This is a genomic window from Micromonospora sp. NPDC050200 (genome assembly GCF_040656135.1).
Classification (GTDB): Bacteria; Actinomycetota; Actinomycetes; order Mycobacteriales; family Micromonosporaceae; genus Micromonospora.
The window spans coordinates 39,608-64,738 of the sequence record NZ_JBFALG010000021.1; the positions used below are offsets into that span (position 1 = coordinate 39,608).

Consider the following 25,131-nt stretch of genomic DNA (forward strand, 5'->3'; position numbering starts at 1 on the left):
AACCCGGCTCACTCCTCGCGCTCACACCGCCACCTCAGTTCGCGACTGCGGGGCCCGCAAACCCGGCTCACTCCTCGCGCTCACACCGCCACCTCAGTTCGCGACTGCGGGGCCCGCAAACCCGGCTCACTCCTCGCGCTCACACCGCCACCTCAGCGGTCCGGTAGCCGGCGCCGACGACCGTCTCGATCAGCGGTGGGTCGCCGAGCTTCTTGCGCAGGGTCATCACGGTGACCCGGACGATGGTGGTGAAGGGGTCGGTGTTGGCGTCCCAGACCCGTTCCAGCAACTCCTCGCTGGAGACCACCGCGCCGCGCGCCTTGACCAGCTCGCAGAGGACGCCGAACTCCTTGTTGGTCAGGTCGACCGGCGATCCGCCCCGGGTGACCACCCGGCGGGCCGGGTCGATCACCACGTCGCCCACCTCCAGCACCGGCGGGGCGGCCGGGGTGGCCCGCCGGCCGAGCGCCTGCACCCGGGCGACCAGTTCGTCGAAGGCGAACGGCTTGGGCAGGTAGTCGTCGGCGCCGAGGCCGAGCCCCTCCACCCGGTCGGCGACGCTGTCGCTGGCGGTCAGCATCAGCACCCGGGTCAGGGTGCCGGACGCGGCCAGGTCGGCGCAGATCTGGTCGCCGTGCACGCCGGGCAGGTCCCGGTCGAGGACCACCACGTCGTACCGGGTGACAAAGGCGGCCTCGTGGCCGGCGTCCCCGTCGTACGCCACGTCGACCGCCATGCCGCGCTTGCGCAGCCCACGCGCGATCGCGTCGGCGAGGTTCCGCTCGTCCTCGACCACCAGCACCCGCATCCCGACCTCCTCGCCGACCTGCTCGACAACCTAGTGCCGGCCGCCAAACCGGCATCGGCGGCCGCCTGCGTTGCAGGAAACCTCCGGCGTACGGGATGCTTTCGGCGCTGATCTACGCAGGGGAGGGCCGTGACCGCGACACCGACCGGGCGGGACATCGCCTACCGGGGCTTCCGCCTCGCCGTCGACGCGCGCCTCGGCACCGGCGTGGGCGTGCGGGCGACCGCCGGAGGGCTGGAGCTGGCCGACCCGGTCGACCGGCGGGAGCACGACGGCGGGACGTACCAGGCCGGGAGCTGGACCTCTCCCCCGGTGCCGGCCGGCTTCGCCGTCCGCGAGGCGGTGCCCTCCTGGACGGCGCGGACGCCGCCGGGCTGCTGGATCGAGGTGGAACTGCGCGGCTGGCACGCGGACGCCCCGGCCACCGGCTGGTACGTGCTGGCCCGCTGGGCAGAGGGCGAGGAGACGGTACGGCGTGCCTCGGTGCCGGGGCAGCGCGACCCCGACGCCCGGGTGGACACCGACACGCTGGTGGTCGGGGAGGCCACGGTGACCGGCTGGCAGGTCCGGGTGACCCTGCTGCGCCCGGCGGACGCGGCGACCAGCCCGGTGCTGCGCACGGTCGGCGCGGTCGCCTCCGGGCCGGCGCGCGGGGCCGACGGGCCGACCGGCACGCCGGCCGACGGGCCGGCAGCGGGCGCGGTGAGCGCGCGGGGCGTGGTGCTGGACGTGCCGCGCTACTCCCAGCGCCGGCACGCCGGGGGCGAGTCGCGCTGGGGCGGTGGCGGGGACTCCTGGTGCAGCCCCACCTGCACCTCCATGGTGCTCGCCTTCTGGAGCGCCGGGCCGGCACCCGACCGGTACGCCTGGGTCGAGCCGCCCGGCCCACGCCCGGTGGTGGTGCACGCCGCCCGGCACTGCTACGACCACGCGTACGCGGGGGCCGGCAACTGGGCGTTCAACACCGCGTACGCCGGACTGCACGGGGTGGAGGCGTTCGTCACCCGGCTGCGCTCACTGGCCGAGGCGGAGGCGTTCGTGGCCGCCGGCGTACCGCTGGTGGTCTCCGCGGCGTTCCACTCCGGCGAGGTGCCCGGGCTGGACTACGACACCCGTGGACACCTGATGGTGCTGGCCGGCTTCACCGACGCCGGCGATCCCGTGCTCAACGACCCGTACGCCCCGGACGACGGGTCGGTGCGCCGGACCGTGGACCGGGCCCGGTTCGAGGCGGCCTGGCAGGACGGCAGCGGCGGGGCGGCGTACGTGATCCACCCGGCGTCGGTGCCGCTGCCCGCGCCGCCCGCCCAGCCGAACTGGTGATCAGCCGCCGAGCCGCCACACCCCGAATTCCCCGTTCGAGCGCCGGCAGACGAGGGTGCGCCCCCGGTGTGAGCAGAGCTCCCAGCCGCCGGGCAGCACGTCGCGGGCCCGCACCTCGCCGGTGCCGACGTCCAGCTCGCCCAGGAGCTGCCGGCCGCCGGAGACCGCACGGGTCACCAGCAGTGGTCGCTCGACCAGCCGCCCGCCCGACACCTTCGAGGCGACCAGCTGCCACGGCCCCAGCGCGGCGAGCACCCGACCGGTGGCGGGGTCGAGCAGCCCGAAGCTCTCCCGTTCCCCGTCGTAGCTGACCGCCAGCAGGCGGCCGTCGACCAGCCAAGCGGGGTACCACCGGTCGTCGACCCAGCGCAGCCGCCCGGTGGCCGGGTCGTATACCCGGACCCCGGGCGGCTGCCCCACGCAGATCGCGTCGCCGCAGGCCTGGGCGAAGGAGGTGTCCGGGTCGAACGGCACCTGCCAGCGCAGGCTCCCGGTGTCGAGGCCGTAGCCGGCGAGCTGGCCCTGGTCACCGTCGATCAGCAGCATGTCGCCGGCGACCCGCGTGGTGTCGTGGACGGAGCCGCGCGCCGGCGGGACCCGGAAGGCCACCGCCAGCCGGCCCGTGTCCCGGTCCCGCACCTCGACCCGGCCGGAGTGGGTAACCAGCACGATCTGCGTGATCCCCCGGTCGTCATGGCGGTAACCGATCGTGCCCGGGCCGATGACGGCCGACCAGCGGGTCGCCCCGGAGCCGACGTCCACGCCCCGCACGGCGATGCGGTCGGGCTCCGCGTCCTCCAGCAGCAGTCCGCCGTCACCGGTCGGCACCGCGACGCCGGCCTGGCGCCACCGCACCCGCCCGCTGGCCCGGTCGAGCACCGCGGACACCGGCTCACCGCCCGGGTCGGCGGTGACCACCACGTCCCCACCCACCTCGGCCAGCACGACCGGTTGGTGCCCGACGGGCAGCGGTGACCGCCACCGGATCCGCCCGTCCGCGAGCCCCACGGCGGTGAGCTCCCGCAGCGTCCCCGACGCGGTGGTGATCGGCACGGGGAGGACGAGCAGGTCGCCGGCGACGAGGGGACCGGTCTCGGCGATGGCCGGCACGGCCAGCCGGGCGGGCCGCGGCGGCCCGGGCGCCGCCCCGGCCAGGCTCAGCAGGGCCAGCAGCGCGACCAGCGCGACGGGCAGCGGGCGGCCGACCGGCCGGGGCGGTCGCGACGGCCGGACCGGCTCGGCGGTCCGGCTCAGCTCGCCCAGGTCGATGACGCTCACCGGTCCAACCGCCACACCCCGTAGGCGCCGTCGCCCCGGCGGCAAACCAGCAGTCGCGTGCCGGCCCGGCAGTCGCCGGCGACCCCGGCGAGCACGTCGAGGGGGCGAGCCCGGCCGTTGGTGACGTCCAGTTCGGCGACGAGCAGCCGGTCGTCGCCGGCGGGCCGCACCGCGATCAGCCGGCCGTCGGGCGGATACCCGCCGGCCAGGTTCCAGGTGCCCAGGTCGGCGACGAGCCGGCCGGTGGCCGTGTCGAGGACGGCGAAGGAGTCCTGCCCGTCGGCGCCCGGGGCGGCGACCAGCAGCCGACCGTCCTGCTCGGTCAGCGCCATGTGCCAGCGGGTGGCCCGCCACCGGACGGCCCCGGTGGCCGGGTCGAGCGCCCACATGCCGCCGGTCTGCCCGTACGCGCAGAGCAGCGGCCCGCAGGCGCGGAAGTACGCCACCAGCCCCAGCCGGATCTCCCAGCGGCGGTCCAGCCCGTCCAGCCCGTACGCGGTGACCAGGGCGGCGTTGTCCCGGACCATCAGCAGCAGGTCGTCGACCGGCTGCGTCCAGTGGTAGACGGGCAGTTCGCCGGGGCGGACGTCCGCGCTGCGCAGCCGCGCCCCGCTGCGGACGTCCCAGACCTCGACCTGCCCGGAGGAGGGGCTGACCACGAGCCGGTCGATCCCGTCGGCGCGGTGGCGGTAGCTGGTCACGTCCGCCGGCGCCGGCACCGACCAGCGGGCCCGGCCGGTGGCCGGGTCGACGGAGCTGGCCGTGCCGGGCTCCTCCCCGTCCCGGTCGAGGACGAGCAGGTCCGGTCCGGCGGGCACCGCGTCCCCCGGCCGTTGCCAGCGCAGCCGCCCCGTGCCGAGGTCGAAGGCGACGGTGCGGCGCGGCCCGTCCGCGAACGAACCGCCGGTGACCACCACCAGGTCGCCCTGGACGAAGACCACCCCGTCGGGACGGGCGGCCGGCAGCGACGCCCGCCACAGCGGGGCGATCGGGCCCTTCCCCGCCGCCGGCACGGCGTACGCGGTCAACTGCCCGCCCCGCCCGGCCGGGGCGTCCGCCGGCTCCATCAGGAACAGCCGGTCGTCCTGCACGAAGGCCGTGGTGGTGGGCCGGGCCGGAACGGTGAAGCTGGTCGGCCGCGCCGCCGGGGCGGCCCCGCCCAGCGAGACGAGGGTGAGCACGAGTGCTGCCGCCACCCTCGCCGGCCGCCCGACGGCGCGCGGCGGACGTCGGATCGGCTCGGGCCCGGCCTCCTCGCGGACGTCCCCCAGATCGATGAGCGCCACGCCCGTCCTCCCACCGCCCGCCGCCCACCGGCCCTCGGCGCGCCCTGGGGACGCCCCACCGGCCCGGCAGATGCCACCCAGCACCGCCTGTACGATGGCCCGTCGTGGCTGTGCCGGTGGTAGACCCCTCGCTGAACCCGACGTCCGCGCCAGACGCGGTCGAGCCCGTCGCGGCCGACCCGACACGGCGGCCGCGTCGGCGCCCCAACCGGGCCGACGTCCTGGCCATCGGAGCCTATGTGCTGCTCGGCGTTTTCGTGTGCCTGAACTACTGGGTGGACGTGCAGCACCGGGTCTCGTCGCACCTGCCGACCGACCACAGCTGGTTCGAGTGGCTCTTCCAGCACGGCGCGTACTCGGTGCGGCACCTGGAGAACCCGCTGTTCAGCGCCCGGCAGAACGCCCCCGACGGGGTGAACATGATGGCCAACACCTCGCTGCTGGGCATGACCCTGCCGCTGGCACCGGTCACCCTCCTCTTCGGTCCACAGGTGACGTACGCGCTCTACCTGGGTGGCGCGCTCGCCGCGACCGCGGCCACCTCGTACTGGATGCTGTCGCGCCATCTGGTGCGCTCGCGCGCGGCGGCCTTCGTCGGCGGCGCCTTCCTCGGCTTCGCGCCGGGCATCGTGCACCACGCCAACGGGCAGCCGAACTTCGTCTCCAACTTCCTGCTGCCGGTGATCGTGGCCCGGGTGCTGCGTCTCGGCGAGCCGGGCCGGTGGCGGCGCGACGGGGTCGTGCTGGGGCTGCTGGTGGCGTACCAGATCTTCCTCAACGAGGAGATGCTGCTGCTCACCGCGCTGGCCTGCCTGGTGGTGGTGCTGGCGTACGCGGTGCAGCGGCCCCGCGCGGCCCGGGCCCGGGCGGGCGGTTTCCTGGCCGCGCTCGGCCTCGGCGGCGGGCTGGCCCTGCTGCTGACCGCCTACCCCATCTGGTACCAGTTCAACGGCCCGCAGTCCTACCGGGGCCTGCAGGGCGGAGTGTTCCACAACTGGGGCGAGGACCTGATGGCCTTCGTCACCTTCCCCCGGGACACCGTGGCCGGTGACGAGGCGGTGGAGAAGACCATCGGCCTGACCGAACAGAACACCTGGTTCGGCTGGCCGCTGGTGCTGGTGGCGCTGGTCGCCCTGGTGCTGCTCTGGCGTCGCTCGCTGCCGACCCGGCTCGCCGGCGTGCTGGTGCTGGTATTCACCGTCGCCGCGATCGGCCCGAAGGTGCGTTTCGACGGCGTGGAGACCGCGGTCGACGGCCCGTGGGCGTACATCCCGGACGACCTGCCGCTGGTGGAGATGATGATGCCGACCCGGCTCGCCCTGGTGGTGACGGCGGCGGTCGGCGTCCTGCTCGCGCTCGGCTGGGACGCGGCGGCGCGCCACGGCCGCGCCCTGATCCCGGCGCCCCGCCCGGCGGCCGACGACGTCGGCCCGGCGGCGACCACCGCCACGCGGGCCCGGCGGCGCTGGGTAGGGCCGGCCGGGTACGCGGCGGTCACGCTCGCCGTGCTGCCGCTGTTCCCGCGCCCGCTGCCGGCACAGCCGGTGGACCCGCCGCCGCACTTCATCACCGCCGGCGGCTGGCGCCCGTACGTCCCGGCGGGACGGACCCTGGTGCCGGTGCCGATCCCGAGCAACGTGCACGGCCTGCCCACCCTGCGCTGGAGCGTGCTGACCGGGCACGAGTTCCCAGTGCCGGGCGGCTACTTCATCGGGCCCAACCTGGACGGTGCGGGCGCCTTCGGCGCGCCGAACCGGCCCACCAGCACCCTGATCTACTCCACCATGGACACCGGCACGGTCCCCGCGCTGACCGAGGAGAACCGCCGCCAGGCGGTCGAGGACCTGCGCTACTGGAAGGCCTCGGTGGTGGTGCTCGGCGCCCACCCGCGCGAGGCGGTGCTGCGCGAGCTGGTGACCGGCCTGGTCGGGCCGGCGCAGCGGGTCGACGACGTGTGGCTCTGGGACGTCCGCCCGCTGGTCGGCTGACCGCACACCCTGCTTCCTACTCCTTGCTCATAGCTGAGCGGTTCGGATGGTTCGCTCTCCGTCCAGGGGTGGCTGGGCTGGAGTCCTGGACCGGCAGTCTGGTCCGGTGGCGATCGGTCCGGTCCTGCAGGATCTGCTTCACCCTGTGGTATGGGGTGTGCAGGGCGATGTCGGGATCGCCGGCTCGGTGCAGGATGTTGATCGCGGCGTTCACGTCGGCCTGCCACACCACCCCGCACCCGGTGCAGTGAAACCGGTCCCCGCTGCGTCGGCCGAACCGGCCGCAGCGGTGACAGGTTTGTGAGGTGTAGGCGGCGTTGACGGGAACGAGCGCAGAACCTCTACGCTCCGACACGCTTTTCAGGGCCTCGGCGGTGACTCCTTTGGTCCACGCGGCGAGACGCCGGTTGATGTTCTTAGGAAGCTTTTTGCGGCCGGTGAAGCGTTTGGTCAGGTCTTCGGCGATCACGGTGGTGGCCTTGTTCACGACCTCGTGCACTGCGGTGAAGATCTCCGTGCGCACCCGCGCCCGGTGCCGGGCCGCCTGCCGATCCCGCTTTACCGTGCCGAGGTTGTTGACCTTGATCCGGTGCGCTTTCGCGTGATCGCCACACAGGGCGGCGGTGTTCGCGACCGAGCGCAGCTTCGCCCGCCGCCGGTTACGTTCCTTCAACCGGTCCGACTCGCTGGCCAACAGTACGCCGAGGTTGCAGCCGTGGGGGGCGCCGTCGGAGTCAGTGAGGGCTTCGGTGTAGCCCTTGTCCACGCCGATCGTCCGGTCGCCGCACGGCCGCTGCGACGACCTCATCTGTGATGCGTCGATCTGGTAGTGCACCTCGACCCGGCCGCCGCGCAGGATCAGCCGCAAGGTACCCGTCGGCGCGACCGTCGTGGACAGCGGGATCCTGACCATCTTGCGGGGCTCGAGACCGGGGACCGCCAGCCACAACCGGCCCCGCCCATCGACGGCGGTGTTGTACTTGTCGGCGCGCACCACGATCTGATCATCCGTGCGGTTGCGTCCCCGCTTCCAATGCTTGCGCATCTGCCGAGCCAGGAACGGGTCACCGGCCCACTGGTCCGCCCGCAACGCCGTGAACATCCGCTTGCGCTCGAGCGGATCCTTGGTACGCCGACCGATCGCCCGATGCACCTCGACCTTCGCCGCCGCCAGGTTCGCCGCGATGTCGGCCATCGCGTCGCGGACGGTTTCCTTCCACGCATTCGCCAGCACACCAAACAACGCGTGTGTGCCGTCAGCCAGCCACCGGTCCCGCACCTGCCGATCCCGCAGCCCGGACCCGACACCGGCGATCGAGCCGTAACGCTGCCACACCTCGCTACGCACCCGACCCAACCGACGGGCCTGCTCCACCAGGGCGGCGTACTTGCCCGGATTCAGCCGGGCCGAGTAAGCAATCCGGGTGACCTTCACCGGCCGCCCTCCACGGTCAAGTCCGCCCCTTCGAGTTCCTTCTCGTAGCGGCGCAGACCGTACAGCCGACCGGAGAAGGCGTGCACGATGGCCACCAAATCCTCCACCAGTTCCTGCTGTGGGGACAGTGACTCCTGGTTGGCGACGATGATCTCGCAGCCGTTGCGGGCCGCCACGTGCTCCAGGAAGTCGAAGCCGAACCGGGCCAACCGGTCCTTGTGCGCCACCACCAACGTGGCGACCTCACCCCGGTCGACAGCGTCCATCAACGCCAGGAACTTCTCCCGCCGCAGGTCCATCCCGCCGCCGACCTCGCTGACCCACTCATCCACGGCCAGACCACGAGCCAGGCAGAACTGCTGCATCGCCGCCACCTGCGAGGCCAAATCCGACCTCTGACCCGACGACGAGACCCGGCAGTACACCACAACCTTCCGCCGCCCGGCGTCGAAACCCGGCCGCAGCACCCTACGCACATCCGAATCGTCGAAATACCGCTGCCCCGACGGCAGACGACGGGCCACGATCCGACCCTCCGCCTCCCACCGACGCACCGTACTCACCGAACGGCCCACCCGCTTGGCAAACTCGCCGATCCGATACACACTACCCACAACAGTCAATTATGGACAGCTCTAGAAAGGAAAGCAACCCACTACTACCTGCTCCCCGGCGACCCGGTTGGCCGCCGGGACCTCGGGCGCGCGCAGCAGGGCTGCGCGCGCACCGGCCGGCGGCCCGACCGGCGGGCTCCGGGAATGGCCGGGCGGGAACGGTCCGGCCGCGGGCGGGGCCTCAGGCGGTACGGGCGGTCAGCGGCCGGACGTCCCACACCCAGACGTCCAGCTCCCGCTTCCCGGGGCCGACCAACTGTTCGACGGTGCGCCGCAGCGGCTCGGCGTGCTGGTGGTGCACCGGCAGCACCATGACCGCGGCGTTCCAGTGGCGCAGCTCGTCCAGGCAGCGGCGGCGCTGCCGGTCGTCGAGTTTGGGCGTACGCCCGGTGGTGGCGACCTCGTCGAGCAGCGCGCCGATGCCGCTGGGCCGGCCACCGAAGCGGCCCGGGTCGCCGGTGTTGCCGTTACGCGGAGCGAGGAAGTAGCCGCCGGGGATCTTGAAGTCGAGGTTGGTGGAGGCGGCCCACCGCATCCCGTGCGTGTTGCCCATGCTCGGCACGGGCACCGGCACCAGGGTCTGGTCCGGGCCGACGTACTGCCGCCAGCGGTCGGCGGTGATGAAGGTCGGTACGGGCGGGCGGGACGTCACCTGCAACGGCATCGGCACGATCGGCAGCAGTGCGAGCACCAGCGCGGCGACGGTGACCGTCTTCGCGTGCCGCCACTCGGCGCCGCGCAGCGTCCAGGCCCGCTGCACGGCCAGCGCCAGCAGCATGCCGATCACCACGCTGGTGATCAGGGCGAACCGGGTCGGCACCACCGCGTCGAGCAGCGGCAGCCGGACCAGCAGGTCCCACGGGCCGGTGAAGAGGTCCCGGTCCCACCAGGACACCCGCTCGCCGAGGGAGAGCACGGCGAAGAAGAACCCGGTCGCGGCGAGCGCCCGGACCAGCACCTCGCGGCGCAGCCAGACCACGATGCCGACCGCGAGCAGCGACAGGCTCCAGCCGAAGAAGGCGTTCTCCTCGGAGTAGTTCGGGGCCAGGTTGACGTTCGCCCGCTCGTTGCCGCCGAAGGTCGGCGAGCCGGGGGCGAAGAACGCGGCGATGTCGTTGCCGTAGTCGCGGACCGCGTCGCTGAGCCCGTGGTACGCCATCGGCCCGGCGAACTGGATGTGGAGCGGGTACGCCAGCAGCCCGCCCGCCACCACCGTGCAGACCGGCAGCCCCTTGGCGAGGGGACGCCAGGCCGCCGACCACAGCGCGGGCCGCTGCGCCACCATCGCGGCCAGGAAGACGCCGCAGGCCAGCGCGGTGAAGAGCAGGATCTCCTCGTTGACGAACGCCTGCGCGGTGACCAGCAGGGCCAGCAGCACGCCGTCGCGCACCGGCCGGGTGGAGCGGGTCAGCACCATCACCCGCCAGACGATGAACGGCAGCAGGAACTGGGAGATGATGTTGGGGTGCCAGTTGGCGTGCGAGAGCATCGCCGGTGAGAACCCGCAGAACCAGGCGCCCACCGCGGCGGCCAGCCGCCGGCGGACCAGGTGCCGGGAGAACACGTGGTACCAGCCGGCGGCGGTGCCGGCGAGGCCGAGGGTGACCAGCGACACGAACGACACGGCCGGCCCGAAGAGCAGGGTGACCGGCACCATCGGGATGCCCAGCGCCAGCACCGCCGTGTTGGCCATCAGGTTGACGCCGTCGGGGTAGTTGAACTGGTCGGTGAAGAACGGGAACTCGCCGTGCAGCACCACGCGGACCGAGTGGGCGAGGAAGAACTGCACCTGGGCGGGGTCGCTGCTGTAGAGCGCGGCGACCCGGCCGGCCGGGTCGACCCAGAGCTGGCTGGTCACCCAGAGCGCGACGAGCAGGAAGATCCCGTAGACGGCGAGGTCCTTGCGCCGGGGTGTCCAGCGCCACCGCCGACGCCGCGCGGGCGCCGCCGCGCCGGCGCGGTCCACCGGCGCCGGTCGCGTCCCGGGTACGCCCTCGGTCGCCGGCCGCTTTCCGGGTACGCCCTTCGTCGGCGCGTCGACGGCCGGCGCTGTCCGGGCCGGAGCCGGCGCGTCCACCGGCGGTGTGTCGAAGACCGGTGCCGGGGGGGCCGTCGCGGTCGCCGTGGCGCCGCGGGCGGAGCCCGTGAGGGCGTCGGGGTCCAGTGCGGAGGCGCCACGGGGCTCGACAGACGTCACAGTCGGCGGAGTCTACCGGAGCCGAAGAATGGTCCGGAATTCATGCTGCTGTCCCTTGTGGCCGGCGGACAGGCCTGCGAAGCGCTTGCCGACGGTTGCGTACCATGTGGGCTTTCCACGGACGACGGCGACGCGATCGGAGGGCGCCCAGGTGGTTTCAGTCCGCCGCCGCGGCACGACGGCCAGCGCACTGCTCACCATGGTGCTGGCCCTGACCGCCTGCGGCCCGGTCGCCGACCGTTCGGCCCGCGAGCTGCGGGTCGGCTACGACAGCCTGGACGGCACCCTGCCGGTCTGGCCGCCGCGCGGCTCGCTCGCCGGGGACGCCGCCGCGACGAGGGCGGTGACCGAGGCGGTACGCGCCTGGCGGTCGCCGATCGACGACCGGGCCCACCTGCCCTCCTCCGGCATTCTCTGGTCCGGTGAGGTCGACGGCGCCCCGCTGGCCCTGGTCGCGGCCGACGTGCCCGGCGAGGGCGCGTCCTGGCTGCTCCAGCTCACCGGCGACGGCGGTCGGTACGCGGTCACCCGGGCCAGCGAGTACAGCGACCCCGGCTACCTCGCCTACGCCGACGTCCTGCCGGTGCAGGTGGCCGACGGCCGGCGCTACCTCGCCTCCGGCCGGGTGGAGCGCCTGCTCGGGCCGAACGGCCGGGCGTTGGTGCTCGCCGACGGGCTGAGCCGCCCGGTCGACGTGCCGGCCTGCGCGGCGGTGCCGGTCACCGCGTCGCTGCGGGCCACCGAGTCGCTGCCGCGCGGCCGCGCCGCCGAGCGCCTGCTCGACCTCGGCGCCGCCACCGCCGCCCCCCGCTACCCGCTGGTCCGGGACGAGACCGGCTCCGGCCGCCGGGCGCTGGACGGGCTGGACACCTGCGTGCTCGCCGACGAGCGGGGCCCCTTCGGGAGCATTCCGCGCCGGATCGGCGACCGGGATGCGCCCCGCTCCGTCCCGGAGTCGTGGCCGATGGAGAAGGTGACCGTCCGGGCGATCGGCGAGATGGCGCTGGGCGGCGGCGACCCGGGCGACCTGGAGCAGCTGACCTGGGAGACGGACGCCGGCACGATGACCGCGGTGGTCTACCGCCCCGCCGACGGTGGCGCCCCGGTGGTCTCCCCGGCCGACCGGTCCAACCCCCTGCAGACGTACGTGCTGCCGGTGCCCGGGCAGCCGCTGGTGGTGCTGACCTGGCGGGGCAACCGGGACGCCTCGCTCTCGGTGCCGCCGGGCACCCCCCGGCTGGTGGACCGCCCCGGCCTGGCGGTGGTGCCGATGCCGGACGCGAAGCAGACCTTCAGCCTGGCCGGCGCGGAGAAGACCTACTACCGCTCCGTCGGCGGCCGCTGACCCACCCCCACGCCCGCCCGTCCGGTCCCACCCGGTACGTTCGCACGTCCTCGGACGCCCGGCGGGAGAGCACGCGGCGACGGGCGGTCCCGGAACTCCGGGACCGCCCGTCGGGGTGCGTCAGTTGGAGCTGGCCTCGCTGGCCTGCAGCCGGACCTGCTCCACCGGCTGCTCGTCCAGGCCGGAGATCCAGCCGGTGACGTCCCGCGCCACGTCCTGCGCGGTCAGCCGCAGGTCGCCGAGGATCTGCGCGCGGGTGCCGTGCGGGTGCCAGTCGGCGGGCACGCCGAGGTCGCGCAGCGGCACCCGGACGTCGGTGTCCCGCATCGCCTGGGCGAGCGCGTCACCGACGCCGCCGACCCGGACGCCGTCCTCGACGGTGACTACGAGCCGGTGCCCGGCGGCCAACTCGACCAGTTCGGCCGGGACCGGGCGCACCCAACGCGGGTCGACCACGGTCACGCCGTAGCCCTGCTCGGCGAGGCGGGCGGCGACCTCCATGCCGAGCTGCCCGAAGGAGCCGACCGCGACCAGCAGCACGTCGGTACGCGCCGACTCGGCCAGCACGTCGACCGTGCCGACCCGACGTACGGCCGGCAGGTCGGCGGCCACGGTGCCGGTCGGGAAGCGGAGGATGGTCGGGCCGTCGTCGACGGCGACCGCCTCGCGCAGCTCCTCGCGGAGGCTGCCGGCGTCCCGGGGTGCGGCGATCCGCAGGCCGGGCACCACGCCGAAGACGGACATGTCCCAGATGCCGTAGTGGCTCGGCCCGTCCGGGCCGGTGATGCCGGCCCGGTCCAGCACGAAGGTCACCGGCAGCTTGTGCATCGCCACGTCCAGCAGGACCTGGTCGAAGGCACGGTTGAGGAAGGTCGCGTAGACCGCCACCACCGGGTGCAGCCCACCCATCGCCAGGCCGGCGGCCGAGGTGGCGGCGTGCTGCTCGGCGATGCCCACGTCGTACACCCGGTTCGGGTGCTTGCGGGCCAGCTTGGCGATCCCGGTCGGCTCGGCCATCGCGGCGGTGATGCCGACCACGTCCGGCCGCGCGTCGGCGATCTTGACCAACTCGTCGGCGAAGACGTGGGTCCACTTCACCGAGGGCGCGGCGACCAACTGGCCCGTCTCGACGTCGAAGGCGCTGGGGCCGTGCAGGCAGTCCGCCTCGTCCTCCTCGGCCGGGCGGTAGCCGTAGCCCTTGCGGGTGACCGCGTGCACGATCACCGGGCCGCCGAAGTTCTTCGCCGCGCGCAGCGACGACTCGACCGCGGCGATGTCGTGCCCGTCGACCGGGCCGACGTACTTGATGCCGAGGTCCTCGAACATCGCCTGCGGGGCGACCGCGTCCTTGATGCCCTTCTTGACCGCGTGCAGCACCTCGTACATCGGCTTGCCGACCAGCGGGGTGGAGCCGAGGGCGTCCTTGACGGTGTCCAGGACCTTCTCGTAGCCGGGGTTGAGCCGCAGCGAGGAGAGGTGGTCGGCGAGGCCGCCGATGGTCGGCGAGTACGACCGGCCGTTGTCGTTCACCACGATGACGAGCGGGTTGCCGGCGGTGGCGATGTTGTTCAGCGCCTCCCAGCACATGCCGCCGGTCAGCGCGCCGTCACCGACCACGGCGACCACGCTGCGCTGCTCGCCGCGCAGGGCGTGCGCCTTGGCCAGCCCGTCGGCGTACGACAGGGCGGTGGAGGCGTGCGAGTTCTCGATCAGGTCGTGCTCGCTCTCGGCCTGGCTGGGGTAGCCGGAGAGGCCACCGCGCTGGCGGAGCTTGTCGAAGCCGTCCTGCCGGCCGGTGATGATCTTGTGCACGTAGGCCTGGTGGCCGGTGTCGAACAGGAGCCGGTCCCGCGGGGAGTCGAAGACCCGGTGCATCGCCAGGGTCAGCTCCACCACACCGAGGTTGGGGCCGATGTGCCCGCCGGTGCGGGAGACCTTGGCGATCAGGAAGTCCCGGATCTCGGCGGCGAGGATGTCCAGCTGCTCGGCGGTCATCCGCTTGACGTCCTGCGGGCCACGGACGGTGCCCAGCAGCCGACCGTGGTTGGCCGTGTCCTCTTCAACGCTCATGACCGAAGAGTCTATCGGCCGCCCACCGCACCGCAGCTCGGCCGTGGATCGTCCCGGCCAGCTCCCAGCTTCACCGGTCGACGACCAGCCGCCGCGGCGGCGCGGGCGGGGTGGCCCCGTGCGGCGGCCCGGCCGGGGTCCAGGAGCCCGGTCACCGCCGCCCGCCGGGCGCCGGTGACCGGGCCGGACATCAACCCGACGATCTTCATCGGGTCAGGCCAGTCACCCGGCCGGCGGCAGGAACAGGCCGACCAGCTCCACGTGCTGGGTCATCGGGAACAGGTCGTACCCGCGCAGCGCGGCCAGCCGCCAGCCCAGCCCGGTGAAGGTGCGCACGTCCCGGGCGAAGGCGGCCGGGTCGCAGGCCACGTACGCCACGGCGCGCGGCCCGGCGGCGACCACGTCCCGCACCACGGGCGCGCCCGCGCCGGAGCGGGGCGGGTCGAGCACCACCACGTCGACCGGGCCGGTGACCCGGCGGCGGGCCAGCGCGGTCTCCACCCGGGCGGCGACCACCTCCACCCGGGGCAGGTCGGCCAGGTTCTCCCGGGCGGCGGCGACCCCCTGCGCGGAGGACTCGACCAGGGTGATCCGGGCCTGCGGGCCGACCCGGCCGGCGAGGGCGGCGGCGAAGAGCCCGGCCCCGCCGTACAGATCCCAGGCTGACTCGCCGGGACGCGGGTCGAGCAGGTCGAGGACCGCCCCGACGAGGGTGTCGGCGGCGGCCGGATGGACCTGCCAGAAACCGGCGGCGGGCAGCGTCCAGTCGCGGCCGGCGGCCACCTCGCGGACGCTTTCCGGCCCGCTGACCCCGGTGGCCACCCCGTCGGTGACGGTGGCGACGCTGACGTCCCCGCCGGTGGAGGCGACGGTCTCGACCGCCTCGGCGTCCGGCCAGCGCGCACCCGACGGGGTGAGCACCGGCAGCTCCCGGATCGCCGGGTGGGCGATCAGGCAGCGGTCGATCGGGACGACCTCGTGCGAGCGGTGCTTGAGCAGCCCGGCCCGGCCGGCGGCGTCGACGGCGTACCGGACCCGGGAGCGCCAGCCGAGCGGCCCGCCGGGCAGCGCCTCGACGGCCCCGCCGAGCGCGTCCACCTCGGCCTCGGTGAGCCCGCCCAGGCGGGTGAGCTGCTCGCGCACCACGGCGGTCTTCCAGGCCAGTTGGGCGGCGGGCGCGACGTGTTGCAGGTCGCAGCCGCCGCAGCGGCCCGGCTGCGCGTACGGGCAGGGCGGCTCGACCCGGTCCGGGGAGGCGGTCAGAATCTCGACCGCGTCGGCACGGGCGAAGCCCTTGTGCAGCTCGGTCACCTCGGCCACCACCCGCTCGCCGGGCAGCGCGTGCCGGACGAAGACGACCTGCCCGTCGACCCGGGCCACGCAGTGCCCGCCGGGGGCGACCGCGCCGACGGTCAACTCGACCCGCTCGGCCTCCTCCAGTCCGCGCCGCTCTCCGGCGCCACTGGTCTCGCGTTCCACGGAGGTCACGGGCGCTCCCCGGTCGACGGGCCGCTCTCGCCGGACGGGGCGGGGACCACCGGCGGCGCGCTCGGCGGCAGGGTGCTCCGCGGGGCCACCCGGGGCCCGCGGGCCGGGGTACGGCTCAGCGTGGCGTCGAGCCGGTCCAGGTTCTTGCTGGCGGTCGAGGCGAGCTGCCAGGGCACGCTGGTCACCATCACGCCCGGCTCGAAGAGCAGCCGCCCCTTGAGCCGCAGCGCGCTCTGGTTGTGCAGCAGGTTCTCCCACCAGCGGCCGACGACGTACTCGGGGATGAAGACGGTGACCACGTCGCGGGGCGACTCCCGGCGGGTGGAGGCGACGAAGTTGAGGATCGGCCGGGTGATCTCCCGGTACGGCGAGTCGACCACGGTGAGCGGGACGGGCAGCTCGCGCTGCTCCCACTCCGCCTGGAGCTGCCGGGTGTCCTTCTCGTCGACGTTCACCGTCACCGCGGTGAGCGTGTCCGGCCGGGTGGCCCGGGCGTACGCGATGGCCCGCAGGGTCGGCTGGTGCAGCTTGCTGACCAGCACGATGGCGTGGTTGCGGGCGGGCAGCACACCCCGGACCTCGGTCGGCTCCAGCTCGGCGGCGACCCGGTCGTAGTGCCGGCGGATGGCGAGCATCAGCAGGTAGATCACCGCCATCGCGGCGATCGCGATCCACGCGCCGAGCAGGAACTTGGTGACCAGCACGATGACCAGGACGGTGCCGGTCAGCGCCATGCCGAAGCCGTTGATCGCCCGGGACCGGATCATCCGCCGCCGTGCCTCCGGGTCCCGCTCGTGGCGCAGGTGCCGGTTCCAGTGCCGGATCATGCCGGCCTGGGAGAGCGTGAAGGAGACGAACACCCCGACGATGTAGAGCTGGATCAGCCGGGTCACCTCGGCCTGGAAGCCGACGATCAGCACGATGGCGAAGACGGCGAGGAAGACGATGCCGTTGGAGAAGGCCAGCCGGTCGCCCCGGGTGTGCAGCTGCCGGGGCAGGTAGCGGTCCTGGGCCAGGATCGAGCCGAGCACCGGGAAGCCGTTGAACGCGGTGTTCGCGGCCAGGAAGAGGATCAGCGCGGTCACCCCGGCGACCAGGTAGAGCAGCACCGAGCCGTTGCCGAAGACGGTCTCGCCGAGCTGGGTGGTGACGGTCTTCTGCACGTACCCGTCCGGGCCGGAGAGGATCTGCGTCCCCGGGTCCTCGACGAACTGCAGGCGGGTCAGCCGGGAGAGCCAGATGATGCCGACCAGCATGGCGACCGCGATGGTGCCGAGCAGCAGCAGGGTGGTCGCCGCGTTGCGGCTCTTCGGCGCCTTGAACGCGGGCACGCCGTTGGAGATGGCCTCCACACCGGTGAGCGCGGCGCAGCCCGAGGAGAAGGTGCGCAGCAGCAGGAAGACCAGGGCGAACCCGGTCACGCTGTGCTCGGCCTGGATCACCAGGTCGGCGCTGGGCGCGCGCAGGTCCTGGCCGAGCACGAACACCCGCACCAGCCCGGTGAGGATCATCCCGACCATCACGATGATGAAGCCGTAGGTGGGGATCGCGAAGGCCGTGCCCGACTCGCGCAGGCCCCGCAGGTTCATCGCGGTGAGCACCGTCACCGCGAGCACGGCGATCAGCACCTTGTGGGTGTTCACGAAGGGCAGCACCGAGCCGAGGTTGGCCACCCCGGAGGAGACCGACACCGCGACGGTGAGCACGTAGTCGACCATCAGCGCACTGGCCACCGCCACCCCGGCCCGCGGCCCGAGGTTGACCGTGGCCACCTCGTAGTCACCGCCGCCCGACGGGTACGCGTGCACGTTCTGCCGGTAGCTGGCCACCACGGTGAGCATCACCACGACCACCGCGAGCCCGATCCACGGGGAGAAGAGGTACGCCGACGCGCCGGCGATGGAGAGCGTCAGCAGGATCTCGTCAGGCGCGTACGCGACGCTGGAGAGGGCGTCGGAGGCGAAGACCGGCAGGGCGATGCGCTTCGGGAGAAGGGTGTGCTGGAGCCGGTCGGACCGGAAGGGTCGACCGACGAGGAGTCGCTTCAGCAGCGAGGTGGGACTGGCCACAAGCGCTAAGAGTACGACCACCCCGCGCCACCCGTCGGGGGTGCCTGATCACCACCACGCGCAACCGCGGGGTACGGTCGGTCCCCCGTCGGCTCGGCGGACGTGGCACGCTCGCAAGGGACGCCACCGGCGCCGACGGGCGGCACCTTTGGGAGGGACACCGTGCATGTCGTGATCATGGGCTGTGGCCGGGTCGGCTCGACCCTCGCCCACAGCCTGGAGTCCCGGGGTCACTCGGTGGCGGTGATCGACCAGGACGCCGACGCGTTCCGCCGCCTCGGGCCCGACTTCGCCGGCATCACCGTCACCGGCGCCGGTTTCGACGGCGAGGTGCTGCGCCAGGCCGGCATCGAGCGCGCGGACGCCTTCGCCGCGGTCTCCAGCGGCGACAACTCCAACATCATCTCGGCCCGGCTGGCCCGCGAGACGTTCGGCGTCTCCCGGGTCGCCGCCCGCATCTACGACCAACGCCGGGCCCAGGTCTACGAGCGGCTCGGCATCCCCACCGTGGCCACCGTCCGGTGGACCGCCGACCGGATGCTGCGGCACCTGGTCCCCGAGGGAAACGTCGAGATCTTCCGCGACCCCACCAGCACCGTCTCGATCATCGAGGTGCCGGTGCACAAGGAGTGGGTCGGGCGGCCGCTGCACCAGTTGGAGGAGGCGGCCGGGGCGCGGGTGGCGTACCTCACCCGCTTCGGCATCGGCACGCTGCCCACCGCCTCCACCGTCGTGCAGGAGGGTGATCAGCTCTACGTGCTGGTCACCGATGACATCGCCGCCTCGGTCACCGCGGTGGCCGCGACGCCGCCCGAAGGAGGGCTCTGAGCATGCGGATCGCCATCGCCGGCGCCGGCAACGTCGGCCGTTCGATCGCCCAGGAGCTGATCGACAACGGCCACCAGGTGATGCTGATCGAGCGCCAGCCCAAGATGCTCCGGCCGGACCGGGTCCCCGCCGCCGACTGGGTGCTGGCCGACGCCTGCGAGCTGACCAGCCTGGAGGAGGCCAACGTCGCCGGCTGCGACGTGGTCGTCGCGGCGACCGGTGACGACAAGGTCAACCTGGTGGTCTCGCTGCTGGCCAAGACCGAGTTCGCGGTGCCCCGGGTGGTCGCCCGGGTCAACCGGGCCGAGAACGAGTGGCTCTTCACCGAGCAGTGGGGCGTCGACGTGGCGGTCAGCAAGCCGCGGGTGATGGCCGCGCTGGTCGAGGAGGCGGTCACCGTCGGCGACCTGGTCCGGCTGATGACCTTCCGGCAGGGCGAGGCGAACCTGGTCGAGATCACCCTGCCACCGACCGCGCCCTACGTGGGCCAGCCGATCCACGCCGTGCCGATCCCCCGGGACGCCGCGCTGGTGGCGATCCTGCGCGGCAAGCGGGTGCTGGTGCCCAGCCCGGACGACCCGATCGAGGCCGGCGACGAGCTGATCTTCGTGTGCACCGCCGAGGTGGAGGACGACGTCCGCACGGTGATCCTCGGTGCGGACAGCGTCGAGCGGACCCGCGGCAACGGCTGAGCCGGTCGGGGGCGGCGACCCGCCGCCGGTGGTTCGGGCGACCGCCGCGAGGTGGGGCGGGCGGGGGTCAGGCGCCCGGTAGCGGCTGCGGCTCGGCCTGCCGGGTCACCCGGCGGACCGTCCAGACCGTGAACAGCAGCAGCAGCGCGTACGGCGGGTAGCCCAGCGCCAGTCGGGCCACGCCCAGCGCGGTGTCCTGGTGGGCCAGGTAGAGCCCGGCCTGCACCCCGACCTTGGCCAGCCAGACCACGCCCCAGAGCACGGTGAGCTGGGTGAAGGTGCGGACCAGCCGGGGGTCGTCGCGCCACTCGGCGCGCCCCTTGGCGACCAGCACCGACCAGATCCAGCCGACCAGGGGCTGGCGGATCGCCGCCGAGATCAGCAGGGCCACCCCGTAGCCGATGCCGTAGAGGATGCCGGGGAGGTAGAAGTCCCGCTCGTTGCCGGTGCGCCAGGCGATGAAGGCGCCGATGCCGATGCCGACGAGCCCGTTGACCGCGTGCCGGACCGGGCGCCGCTGGGCCAGCCGGGCGACGGCGATCAGCACCGCCACCCCGACCGAGGCGATCACCGCGGGGCGCAGCTCGCCCACGATGTTGGCCAGCACGAAGATCACCACGGGGACGCTGGACTCGACCAGGCCCCGCCAGCCGCCGAGCTGGTCGGCCATCTGCTCGGCGAGGCTGGGCAGCCGCTCGTCGTCCTCCGGAGGCGTCTGCGGCTCGGTGGCCGGGGACTGTCCCGTCGTCACTTCGGCGACTCCAGCTCGTAGTACGGGTTGTAGATGACCTTGCGGTCGTCCCGGACGGCCACCCGGCCACGGGCGGTGAGGTGCCGGCCGGGCTCGATGCCGACGATCTGCCGCCGGCCCAGCCAGACGAGGGTCACCACGTCGCTGCCGTCGTAGAGGTCCGCCTCCAGGGTGGGCAGGTTGGTCCGCGGGGTGTAGACCACCGTGCGGAGCCGACCGGCGACCGAGACCACCTGGCCGCGCATGCACTGCCGGGCCGGCACCCCGCCGGACTCGGCGCTCTCCCGTTGCAGCTCCTGCGCCTCGATCTCGGCCTCGCTCGCGGTGAGCCGCCGCAGGATGCGCCGCAGCGACACCCGGCCCTCGTCGGTCGTCATGACCTCCGCGCCACCCTCTCCACGCTGACCGGCCCGCGCCGGCACTGGCCCGGCCCCGGAATGCCGGAACCGTCCCGCCAGCGTACGCCGAACCGGCCCGCCGAACGGGTCCGGCGTCCGGCGGGCCTGCCCGGGCGCGCGGAACGGGCCGTGACCGGCGGGACAGGGCACCGGGCCCGGCTCCGTCGGGGGACGGTGCCGGGCCCGGTGAGTGGTCTCGTTGCCGTGCCGGTCAGGCCTCGCGCGGGGCGGGCGCCGGGGCGCCGCCGTCCCCCTCCGCGGCCTCCTCGCCGACCTCGCGGGGCAGCCGCAGTGGCAGCGGCTCGCGCACCGGCTTCGCCTCCTGCCCCCGGTCGACGACCAGGCCGTCGAGGCACTGCGCCAGCGGCCCGGCCGCGGCCGGGTCGGTGGCGGCGGCGCCCTGGTAGACCCCGCGGACCATCCAGCGCGGCCCGTCGACGCCGACGAAGCGCAGGTCGGTCAGGCCGTCCGGGGTACGCACCCGGGCGTGCAGCTCGGTGCCGTACTCGCCCTCGACCTCCTGGGCGGCGGCGCCGTCGGCGAAGAGGGACTGGCGGATCTCCTCGCGCACCTCGTCCCAGATGCCCTCGGACCTGGGCGCGGCGAAGACCCCGAGCTGGAGGGCGTTGTCCCCGTGCACCAGCACGACCTGCTGGATCACGCCCTGCGGATCGGCCTGCACCCGCACCTCGACGCCGGGCACCGCCGGGATGTGCAGGCTGCCCAGGTCGAGCCGCTGCACCTCGTCCGGCGCCTCCGAGCTGTCGTAGGGGCCACGCGACGGGCCCGTCGGCTCGGCGTCGTACGAGTCGAGGACCTCGGCGGCCCGCTCGTCACGGGCACCCCGCCCGCCGTCGGCCCGCTTCCGGCTGAAGATCACTGCGCCCACCCTCCGCTGTTCGCACTCACCCTGCCACCTCTTCCGTCTGTCCGCCCGCCCGGTCGGGATCTTCCCGTCGACCGGCTGCGAACGGCGGCACCAGACCGGCGTGTCCACCGGTCGAGCCGTGCCCGCCGGCCCCGCGCCGCGACCCGGGCAGCTCGACCACCGGCTGGAAATCGACCCGCTCCACCCGCTGGACAACGAGCTGCGCGATGCGATCGCCACGGGAGATCTTCGCCGGCGTGTCCCGATCATGGTTGATCAGGTTGACCAGGATCTCACCCCGGTAGCCGGCGTCGACCGTACCGGGCGCGTTGAGCACCGTCACGCCGAGCCTGGCGGCCAGGCCGGAGCGCGGGTGCACCAGGCCGACATACCCCTCCGGCAGCGCCAGCGCCACCCCGGTCGGGACCAGGGCCCGGCCGCCGGGGGGCAGCTCGACGTCCGCGGCGGCCACCAGGTCGGCCCCGGCGTCACCGGGATGGGCGTACGCGGGCAGCGGCAGCTCCGGGTCGAGCTGCCGCACGGGCACGGGTACGACGTGGGTCACGATGCTCCTCTTCCGTCGGGTTCGCGGGGTGGCCCTGCCATCCTGCCGGGTCGGACGGCCGCCGCGCGCCGTACCCTCGCAGGTGTGAGCGTGTCGCCTTCCCCGTCGTCGCCGGCCCCGTCCACCGCGGCCGCCGCGGAGCACTCCGAACGGCTGGATCTGCCCTGGTGGCTCTGGCTGGCCGGGCTGGTCCTGTCCGGGCTGCTGGCCGCCGAGGTGTGGATGGGCGCGTCCGGGGTGCGGGCCTGGCTGCCCTTCGTGGTGCTCCCGCCGGCGACCGCGGCCGGGCTGTGGTGGCTGGGCCGGGTCCGGGTCGCGGTCCGCGACGGCGAACTGTTCGTGGACGACGCCCACCTGCCGGTGCGGTACGTGGCGGACGCGGTCCCGTTGGACGCGGCCGGGCGGCGCGAGGTCCTCGGCGTCGGGGCGGACCCGCTCGCCTTCGTGGTGCAGCGGCCCTGGATCGGCGGCGCGGTGCAGGTGGTGCTCGACGACCCCGCCGACCCGACCCCGTTCTGGGTGGTGAGCACCCGCCACCCGGTCGAGCTGGCCCGCGCGATCATGACCGCCCGCGACGCGGCCTGACGGTCAGGGCAGGGCCCGCCGGCCGCCGGGCAACGCCCCGCCCTGCCGGCGCAGGTCCCGGCGGAGCTGGTCGGCGAGGGCCCGGGTGGCCCGGCGGTTGAGGTAGCTGGCCACGGCGGCTCCGGTGAGGAACGGGCCCAGCGTGGTCAGGTTGCGCCCGAACCGCTTGAGCAGGGTGGCCCGCAGCTCCCTGCGGGCCGCGGTGCCGAGCACCGCGCCGACGCCCGCCCCGGGCATCATCGGGTTGATCCCCCGCTGGCTGGCCCAGGACTGCACCAGGCCGATCGCCCGCTGGCTGCCGCCGGTGGGCAGCGGCACGTGGTAGACCTCGTGCAGCTCGCCGATCAGCTTCAGCTCGATCGCCACCACAGCGACCGTCTCGGCGGCCAGCAGCACGGGGGCGGAGAGCAGGGTCGGGGTGACGGCCCACTCCACGGCGGCGATGCCGCCGCCGGCCGCGCCCACCCCGGCGGTGGCCCGGGCGGCGTTGCGCACCAGCCGCTCGGCCAGCGCCTCGTCGTCCAGCCCGGGGAAGTGCCGGCGCAGCGTGGCCAGGTCCCGGACCGGCACGTGCGGCGCCACGTCGGAGACGGTGTCGGTCATCCACCGCAGCGCGGCCTTCGGCTTGAACAGGTCGGCCAGCCCACGCGAGCGCGCCTGCCCGACCAGCCGGGTGAGCAGTTGGCGGCGGCGGGCCGGCTCGATGTCGTCGGCGGTCAGCGCCGCCACCGTGGCGCCGAGCTCGTCACCGGCCCGGTCGGTCGGGTCCTGCGTGCCGGCCCCGGCGGAGGGCCCGCCGGCGGTGTCGCCGGAGGTTTGCGCGGTGCCGGCGGAGGATTGCGCGGTGTCGCCGGAGGATTGCGCCGGGGCGGCGCCGTCCGGGCCGGCCTGCGGGGCCCGGGTGGCGCCGCGGTCCGGGCCGCCGGGGGCGGCGCCGTCCGGACGATGGGTGGCACCGGTCTCCGGGCGCGTCGTGGCCGCCGCCGGAGTCCGGGCGTCCGCCCCGGTGCCGGGGGGCGGCCCGGTCGGCGGCCCCCCCGCCGGCCTGCCGGCCCGCTCGTCGCGTTCGCTCATGCGCCCGACCTCCCGTGCTCCCGTCGGCGTGGGGACCGCCCGTTACGAGTCAAGCAGCTCCCCGCCGCCCCCGCACGGCAGCTCGGACAGCGGCGGCCCCGCCGGGGAGGCCGCCGCCGGTGTGCGGGTCGGGGTCAGACGCACTCGCGGCAGATCAGCTCGCCGTTGCGCTCCACCGCCAACTGGCTGCGGTGGTGGACCAGGAAGCAGCGGCCGCAGCGGAACTCGTCCTGCTGCATCGGCAGGACCTTGACGGTCAGCTCCTCGTCGGCCAGGTCGGCGCCGGGCAGCTCGAAGCTCTCGGCCACCTCGGCCTCGTCGACGTCCACGGCGCCCGACTGTGAGTCGACCCGCCGGGCCTTGAGCTCTTCCAGGCTGTCCTCGCCGAGGTCGACCTCGTCGCGACGCGGAGCGTCGTAGTCGGTGGCCATCGGTTCACTCTCCCATATCGATGTTGTCGCTTCCGGTGCTAACACCGGGCGACGCTGTTTCGGTTCCCACTGGCCGGCCACACTTTGTGTCGGTCACCCGACCCGACGGCCGTTCGGGCCGAGACCGCCAGGGGCCTCCCCCGGCGAGCGCGGAACCTTACCCCCCTCGGGCGAGGCATGTATACCGCCCTCGTGGCTGGGATGTACGCCCCAGCACCCCGAGTTGTTCCCAATGTGACTCAGGCGACACGAAGATAGGGGTAGTAGTACCCGCTTCCCGGATGGCGCGCCGGCATGTCGGACTGTTTCCACGCGACGGTCGGACAACCGTTAACCTCAGCGGCGTACTCGACGGCCGGCGGGGCGGCCCGACCGCCGCGGCCGCCGCCACCCACCACTGTCCGGGGAGCGCCCAGATGAGTTTTGCGCGAGTGCGAGCACTCGTAGTCGTCGGTCTGCTGGCGGTCGTCGCCCTGGTCTTCGTGGTCGTCGCCATGGTGCGGGACACACAGAGCAAGGGGGGCCTGGCCGGGGGCTGCCCCGAGGGCTGGCCGCTCGCAGACGTCAGGCTGCGCGAGCAGAAGGACGTGAAGATCAACGTCTTGAACGGCAGCGACGAGGCGGGCCGGGCCGGGGACGTGGCCGACGACTTCCGCAACCGCAAGTTCCAGGTGAAGAAGGTCGGCAACGCGCCGAAGGGCGTCGACGGGGTGGCGGTGCTGCGCTACGGCCCCAAGGGCGTGGGCTCGGCGCACCTGCTGCGGGCCTACTTCCTCGACAACGCCGACGCCCAGTACGACGCCAAGCGCACCGACGACACCGTCGACGTCGTGCTGGGCAACGGCTTCCAGCAGTTGGCCACCACCACCGAGGTCAACCAGTCCCTGGGCGACCTGGGCGCGCCCGCCGCGCCGGCCGGCTCCTGCCCGATGCCGGTCGAGAAATGAGCGGCCCGCCCGCCGGCCGGGCGGGCGGGCGGGCGGGGTGGCCGTACCAGTCCCGACGGCGGGGGGCGCCCCCGGGGCCCCCCCCGCTCCC

22 protein-coding genes are annotated in these 25,131 nt (G+C 74.1%); 7 read left to right on the plus strand and 15 right to left on the minus strand.

The window, feature by feature from the left end; translation table 11 throughout:
* Nucleotides 1–139: 139 nt before the first annotated feature.
* Nucleotides 140–808 (minus strand): response regulator transcription factor, encoded by a 669-nt coding sequence (locus tag AB0I41_RS16245; protein ID WP_357107509.1) that lies wholly within the window; start codon nucleotides 806–808, stop codon nucleotides 140–142.
* Nucleotides 809–937: 129 nt separating this feature from the next.
* On the opposite strand from AB0I41_RS16245, the gene AB0I41_RS16250 reads away from it, so the two are divergent.
* On the plus strand, nucleotides 938–2,131 hold the full coding sequence (locus AB0I41_RS16250; RefSeq protein ID WP_357107512.1) for a C39 family peptidase: 1,194 nt from the start codon (nucleotides 938–940) through the stop codon (nucleotides 2,129–2,131).
* Here the strand turns inward: AB0I41_RS16250 and AB0I41_RS16255 are convergent, their stop codons facing one another.
* Together AB0I41_RS16255 and AB0I41_RS16260 are read right to left on the minus strand one after the other, a co-directional pair.
* Nucleotides 2,132–3,409, minus strand: coding sequence for a PQQ-binding-like beta-propeller repeat protein (locus AB0I41_RS16255; RefSeq protein ID WP_357107515.1), 1,278 nt, complete (start codon nucleotides 3,407–3,409; stop codon nucleotides 2,132–2,134). It abuts the gene before it with no gap.
* A complete protein-coding gene (locus tag AB0I41_RS16260; RefSeq protein ID WP_357107518.1) occupies nucleotides 3,406–4,695 on the minus strand; it encodes a PQQ-binding-like beta-propeller repeat protein in 1,290 nt (429 codons plus the stop codon). The genes AB0I41_RS16255 and AB0I41_RS16260 overlap by 4 nt, the downstream gene beginning before the upstream one ends.
* 116 nt (nucleotides 4,696–4,811) lie before the next feature.
* On the opposite strand from AB0I41_RS16260, the gene AB0I41_RS16265 reads away from it, so the two are divergent.
* Nucleotides 4,812–6,683, plus strand: coding sequence for a hypothetical protein (locus AB0I41_RS16265; RefSeq protein ID WP_357107676.1), 1,872 nt, complete (start codon nucleotides 4,812–4,814; stop codon nucleotides 6,681–6,683).
* Nucleotides 6,684–6,699: 16 nt separating this feature from the next.
* On the opposite strand, the gene AB0I41_RS16270 is transcribed toward AB0I41_RS16265, so the two are convergent.
* The 3 genes from AB0I41_RS16270 to AB0I41_RS16280 all read right to left on the minus strand — a co-directional run bounded on the left by AB0I41_RS16270 (nucleotide 6,700) and on the right by AB0I41_RS16280 (nucleotide 10,698).
* Nucleotides 6,700–8,118, minus strand: coding sequence for a transposase (locus AB0I41_RS16270; RefSeq protein WP_357107521.1), 1,419 nt, complete (start codon nucleotides 8,116–8,118; stop codon nucleotides 6,700–6,702).
* Nucleotides 8,115–8,732 carry an IS607 family transposase gene (locus AB0I41_RS16275; protein WP_357107524.1) on the minus strand — a complete coding sequence of 206 codons (618 nt, stop codon included), beginning with the start codon at nucleotides 8,730–8,732 and terminating at the stop codon, nucleotides 8,115–8,117. The genes AB0I41_RS16270 and AB0I41_RS16275 overlap by 4 nt, the downstream gene beginning before the upstream one ends.
* Nucleotides 8,733–8,913: 181 nt before the next feature.
* A complete protein-coding gene (locus AB0I41_RS16280) occupies nucleotides 8,914–10,698 on the minus strand; it encodes a hypothetical protein (RefSeq protein ID WP_357107679.1) in 1,785 nt (594 codons plus the stop codon).
* A 382-nt stretch (nucleotides 10,699–11,080) separates the two neighbouring features.
* On the opposite strand from AB0I41_RS16280, the gene AB0I41_RS16285 reads away from it, so the two are divergent.
* Entirely contained in the window at nucleotides 11,081–12,274 is a 1,194-nt protein-coding gene (locus AB0I41_RS16285) for a hypothetical protein (RefSeq protein ID WP_357107527.1), read from the plus strand.
* A 120-nt stretch (nucleotides 12,275–12,394) separates the two neighbouring features.
* Here AB0I41_RS16285 and dxs read toward each other — a convergent pair whose 3' ends face one another.
* From dxs to AB0I41_RS16300, 3 genes are all read right to left on the minus strand, one after another.
* Entirely contained in the window at nucleotides 12,395–14,344 is a 1,950-nt protein-coding gene (gene dxs / locus AB0I41_RS16290; protein WP_357107530.1) for a 1-deoxy-D-xylulose-5-phosphate synthase, read from the minus strand.
* 222 nt (nucleotides 14,345–14,566) lie between these two features.
* Entirely contained in the window at nucleotides 14,567–15,832 is a 1,266-nt protein-coding gene (locus AB0I41_RS16295; RefSeq protein WP_357107532.1) for a TRAM domain-containing protein, read from the minus strand.
* Nucleotides 15,829–17,901, minus strand: coding sequence for an APC family permease (locus AB0I41_RS16300; protein ID WP_357107535.1), 2,073 nt, complete (start codon nucleotides 17,899–17,901; stop codon nucleotides 15,829–15,831). Before AB0I41_RS16300 ends, AB0I41_RS16295 begins: the two co-directional genes overlap by 4 nt.
* A gap of 162 nt (nucleotides 17,902–18,063) precedes the next feature.
* Here AB0I41_RS16300 and AB0I41_RS16305 point away from each other — a divergent pair, with 162 nt between their 5' ends.
* Together AB0I41_RS16305 and AB0I41_RS16310 are read left to right on the plus strand one after the other, a co-directional pair.
* Nucleotides 18,064–18,729 carry a TrkA family potassium uptake protein gene (locus AB0I41_RS16305; RefSeq protein WP_357107537.1) on the plus strand — a complete coding sequence of 222 codons (666 nt, stop codon included), beginning with the start codon at nucleotides 18,064–18,066 and terminating at the stop codon, nucleotides 18,727–18,729.
* A 2-nt stretch (nucleotides 18,730–18,731) separates the two neighbouring features.
* Entirely contained in the window at nucleotides 18,732–19,421 is a 690-nt protein-coding gene (locus tag AB0I41_RS16310) for a TrkA family potassium uptake protein (RefSeq protein ID WP_357107540.1), read from the plus strand.
* Between the two features lie 67 nt (nucleotides 19,422–19,488).
* Here the strand turns inward: AB0I41_RS16310 and AB0I41_RS16315 are convergent, their stop codons facing one another.
* The 4 genes from AB0I41_RS16315 to dut all read right to left on the minus strand — a co-directional run bounded on the left by AB0I41_RS16315 (nucleotide 19,489) and on the right by dut (nucleotide 22,003).
* Entirely contained in the window at nucleotides 19,489–20,172 is a 684-nt protein-coding gene (locus tag AB0I41_RS16315) for a DUF3159 domain-containing protein (RefSeq protein WP_357107542.1), read from the minus strand.
* A complete protein-coding gene (locus tag AB0I41_RS16320) occupies nucleotides 20,169–20,549 on the minus strand; it encodes an OB-fold nucleic acid binding domain-containing protein (protein WP_357107545.1) in 381 nt (126 codons plus the stop codon). The genes AB0I41_RS16315 and AB0I41_RS16320 overlap by 4 nt, the downstream gene beginning before the upstream one ends.
* A 232-nt stretch (nucleotides 20,550–20,781) precedes the next feature.
* The gene (locus AB0I41_RS16325; protein ID WP_357107547.1) at nucleotides 20,782–21,450 is read right to left on the minus strand and encodes a DUF3710 domain-containing protein; all 669 of its coding nucleotides are present in this window, start codon (nucleotides 21,448–21,450) and stop codon (nucleotides 20,782–20,784) included.
* 25 nt (nucleotides 21,451–21,475) lie between these two features.
* Nucleotides 21,476–22,003, minus strand: coding sequence for a dUTP diphosphatase (gene dut / locus AB0I41_RS16330; RefSeq protein ID WP_357107550.1), 528 nt, complete (start codon nucleotides 22,001–22,003; stop codon nucleotides 21,476–21,478).
* Nucleotides 22,004–22,093: 90 nt separating this feature from the next.
* On the opposite strand from dut, the gene AB0I41_RS16335 reads away from it, so the two are divergent.
* On the plus strand, nucleotides 22,094–22,588 hold the full coding sequence (locus AB0I41_RS16335) for a DUF3093 domain-containing protein (protein WP_357107553.1): 495 nt from the start codon (nucleotides 22,094–22,096) through the stop codon (nucleotides 22,586–22,588).
* A gap of 3 nt (nucleotides 22,589–22,591) precedes the next feature.
* Here AB0I41_RS16335 and AB0I41_RS16340 read toward each other — a convergent pair whose 3' ends face one another.
* Together AB0I41_RS16340 and AB0I41_RS16345 are read right to left on the minus strand one after the other, a co-directional pair.
* Nucleotides 22,592–23,317, minus strand: coding sequence for a hypothetical protein (locus tag AB0I41_RS16340; protein ID WP_357107681.1), 726 nt, complete (start codon nucleotides 23,315–23,317; stop codon nucleotides 22,592–22,594).
* Between the two features lie 479 nt (nucleotides 23,318–23,796).
* Complete coding sequence (locus AB0I41_RS16345; RefSeq protein WP_046565779.1) at nucleotides 23,797–24,093, minus strand: DUF4193 domain-containing protein; 297 nt, start codon at nucleotides 24,091–24,093, stop codon at nucleotides 23,797–23,799.
* 431 nt (nucleotides 24,094–24,524) lie between these two features.
* Between AB0I41_RS16345 and AB0I41_RS16350 the strand changes: the two genes are divergently transcribed.
* Nucleotides 24,525–25,040, plus strand: coding sequence for a LytR C-terminal domain-containing protein (locus AB0I41_RS16350; protein ID WP_357107684.1), 516 nt, complete (start codon nucleotides 24,525–24,527; stop codon nucleotides 25,038–25,040).
* The last annotated feature ends 91 nt before the right edge of the window (nucleotides 25,041–25,131 follow it).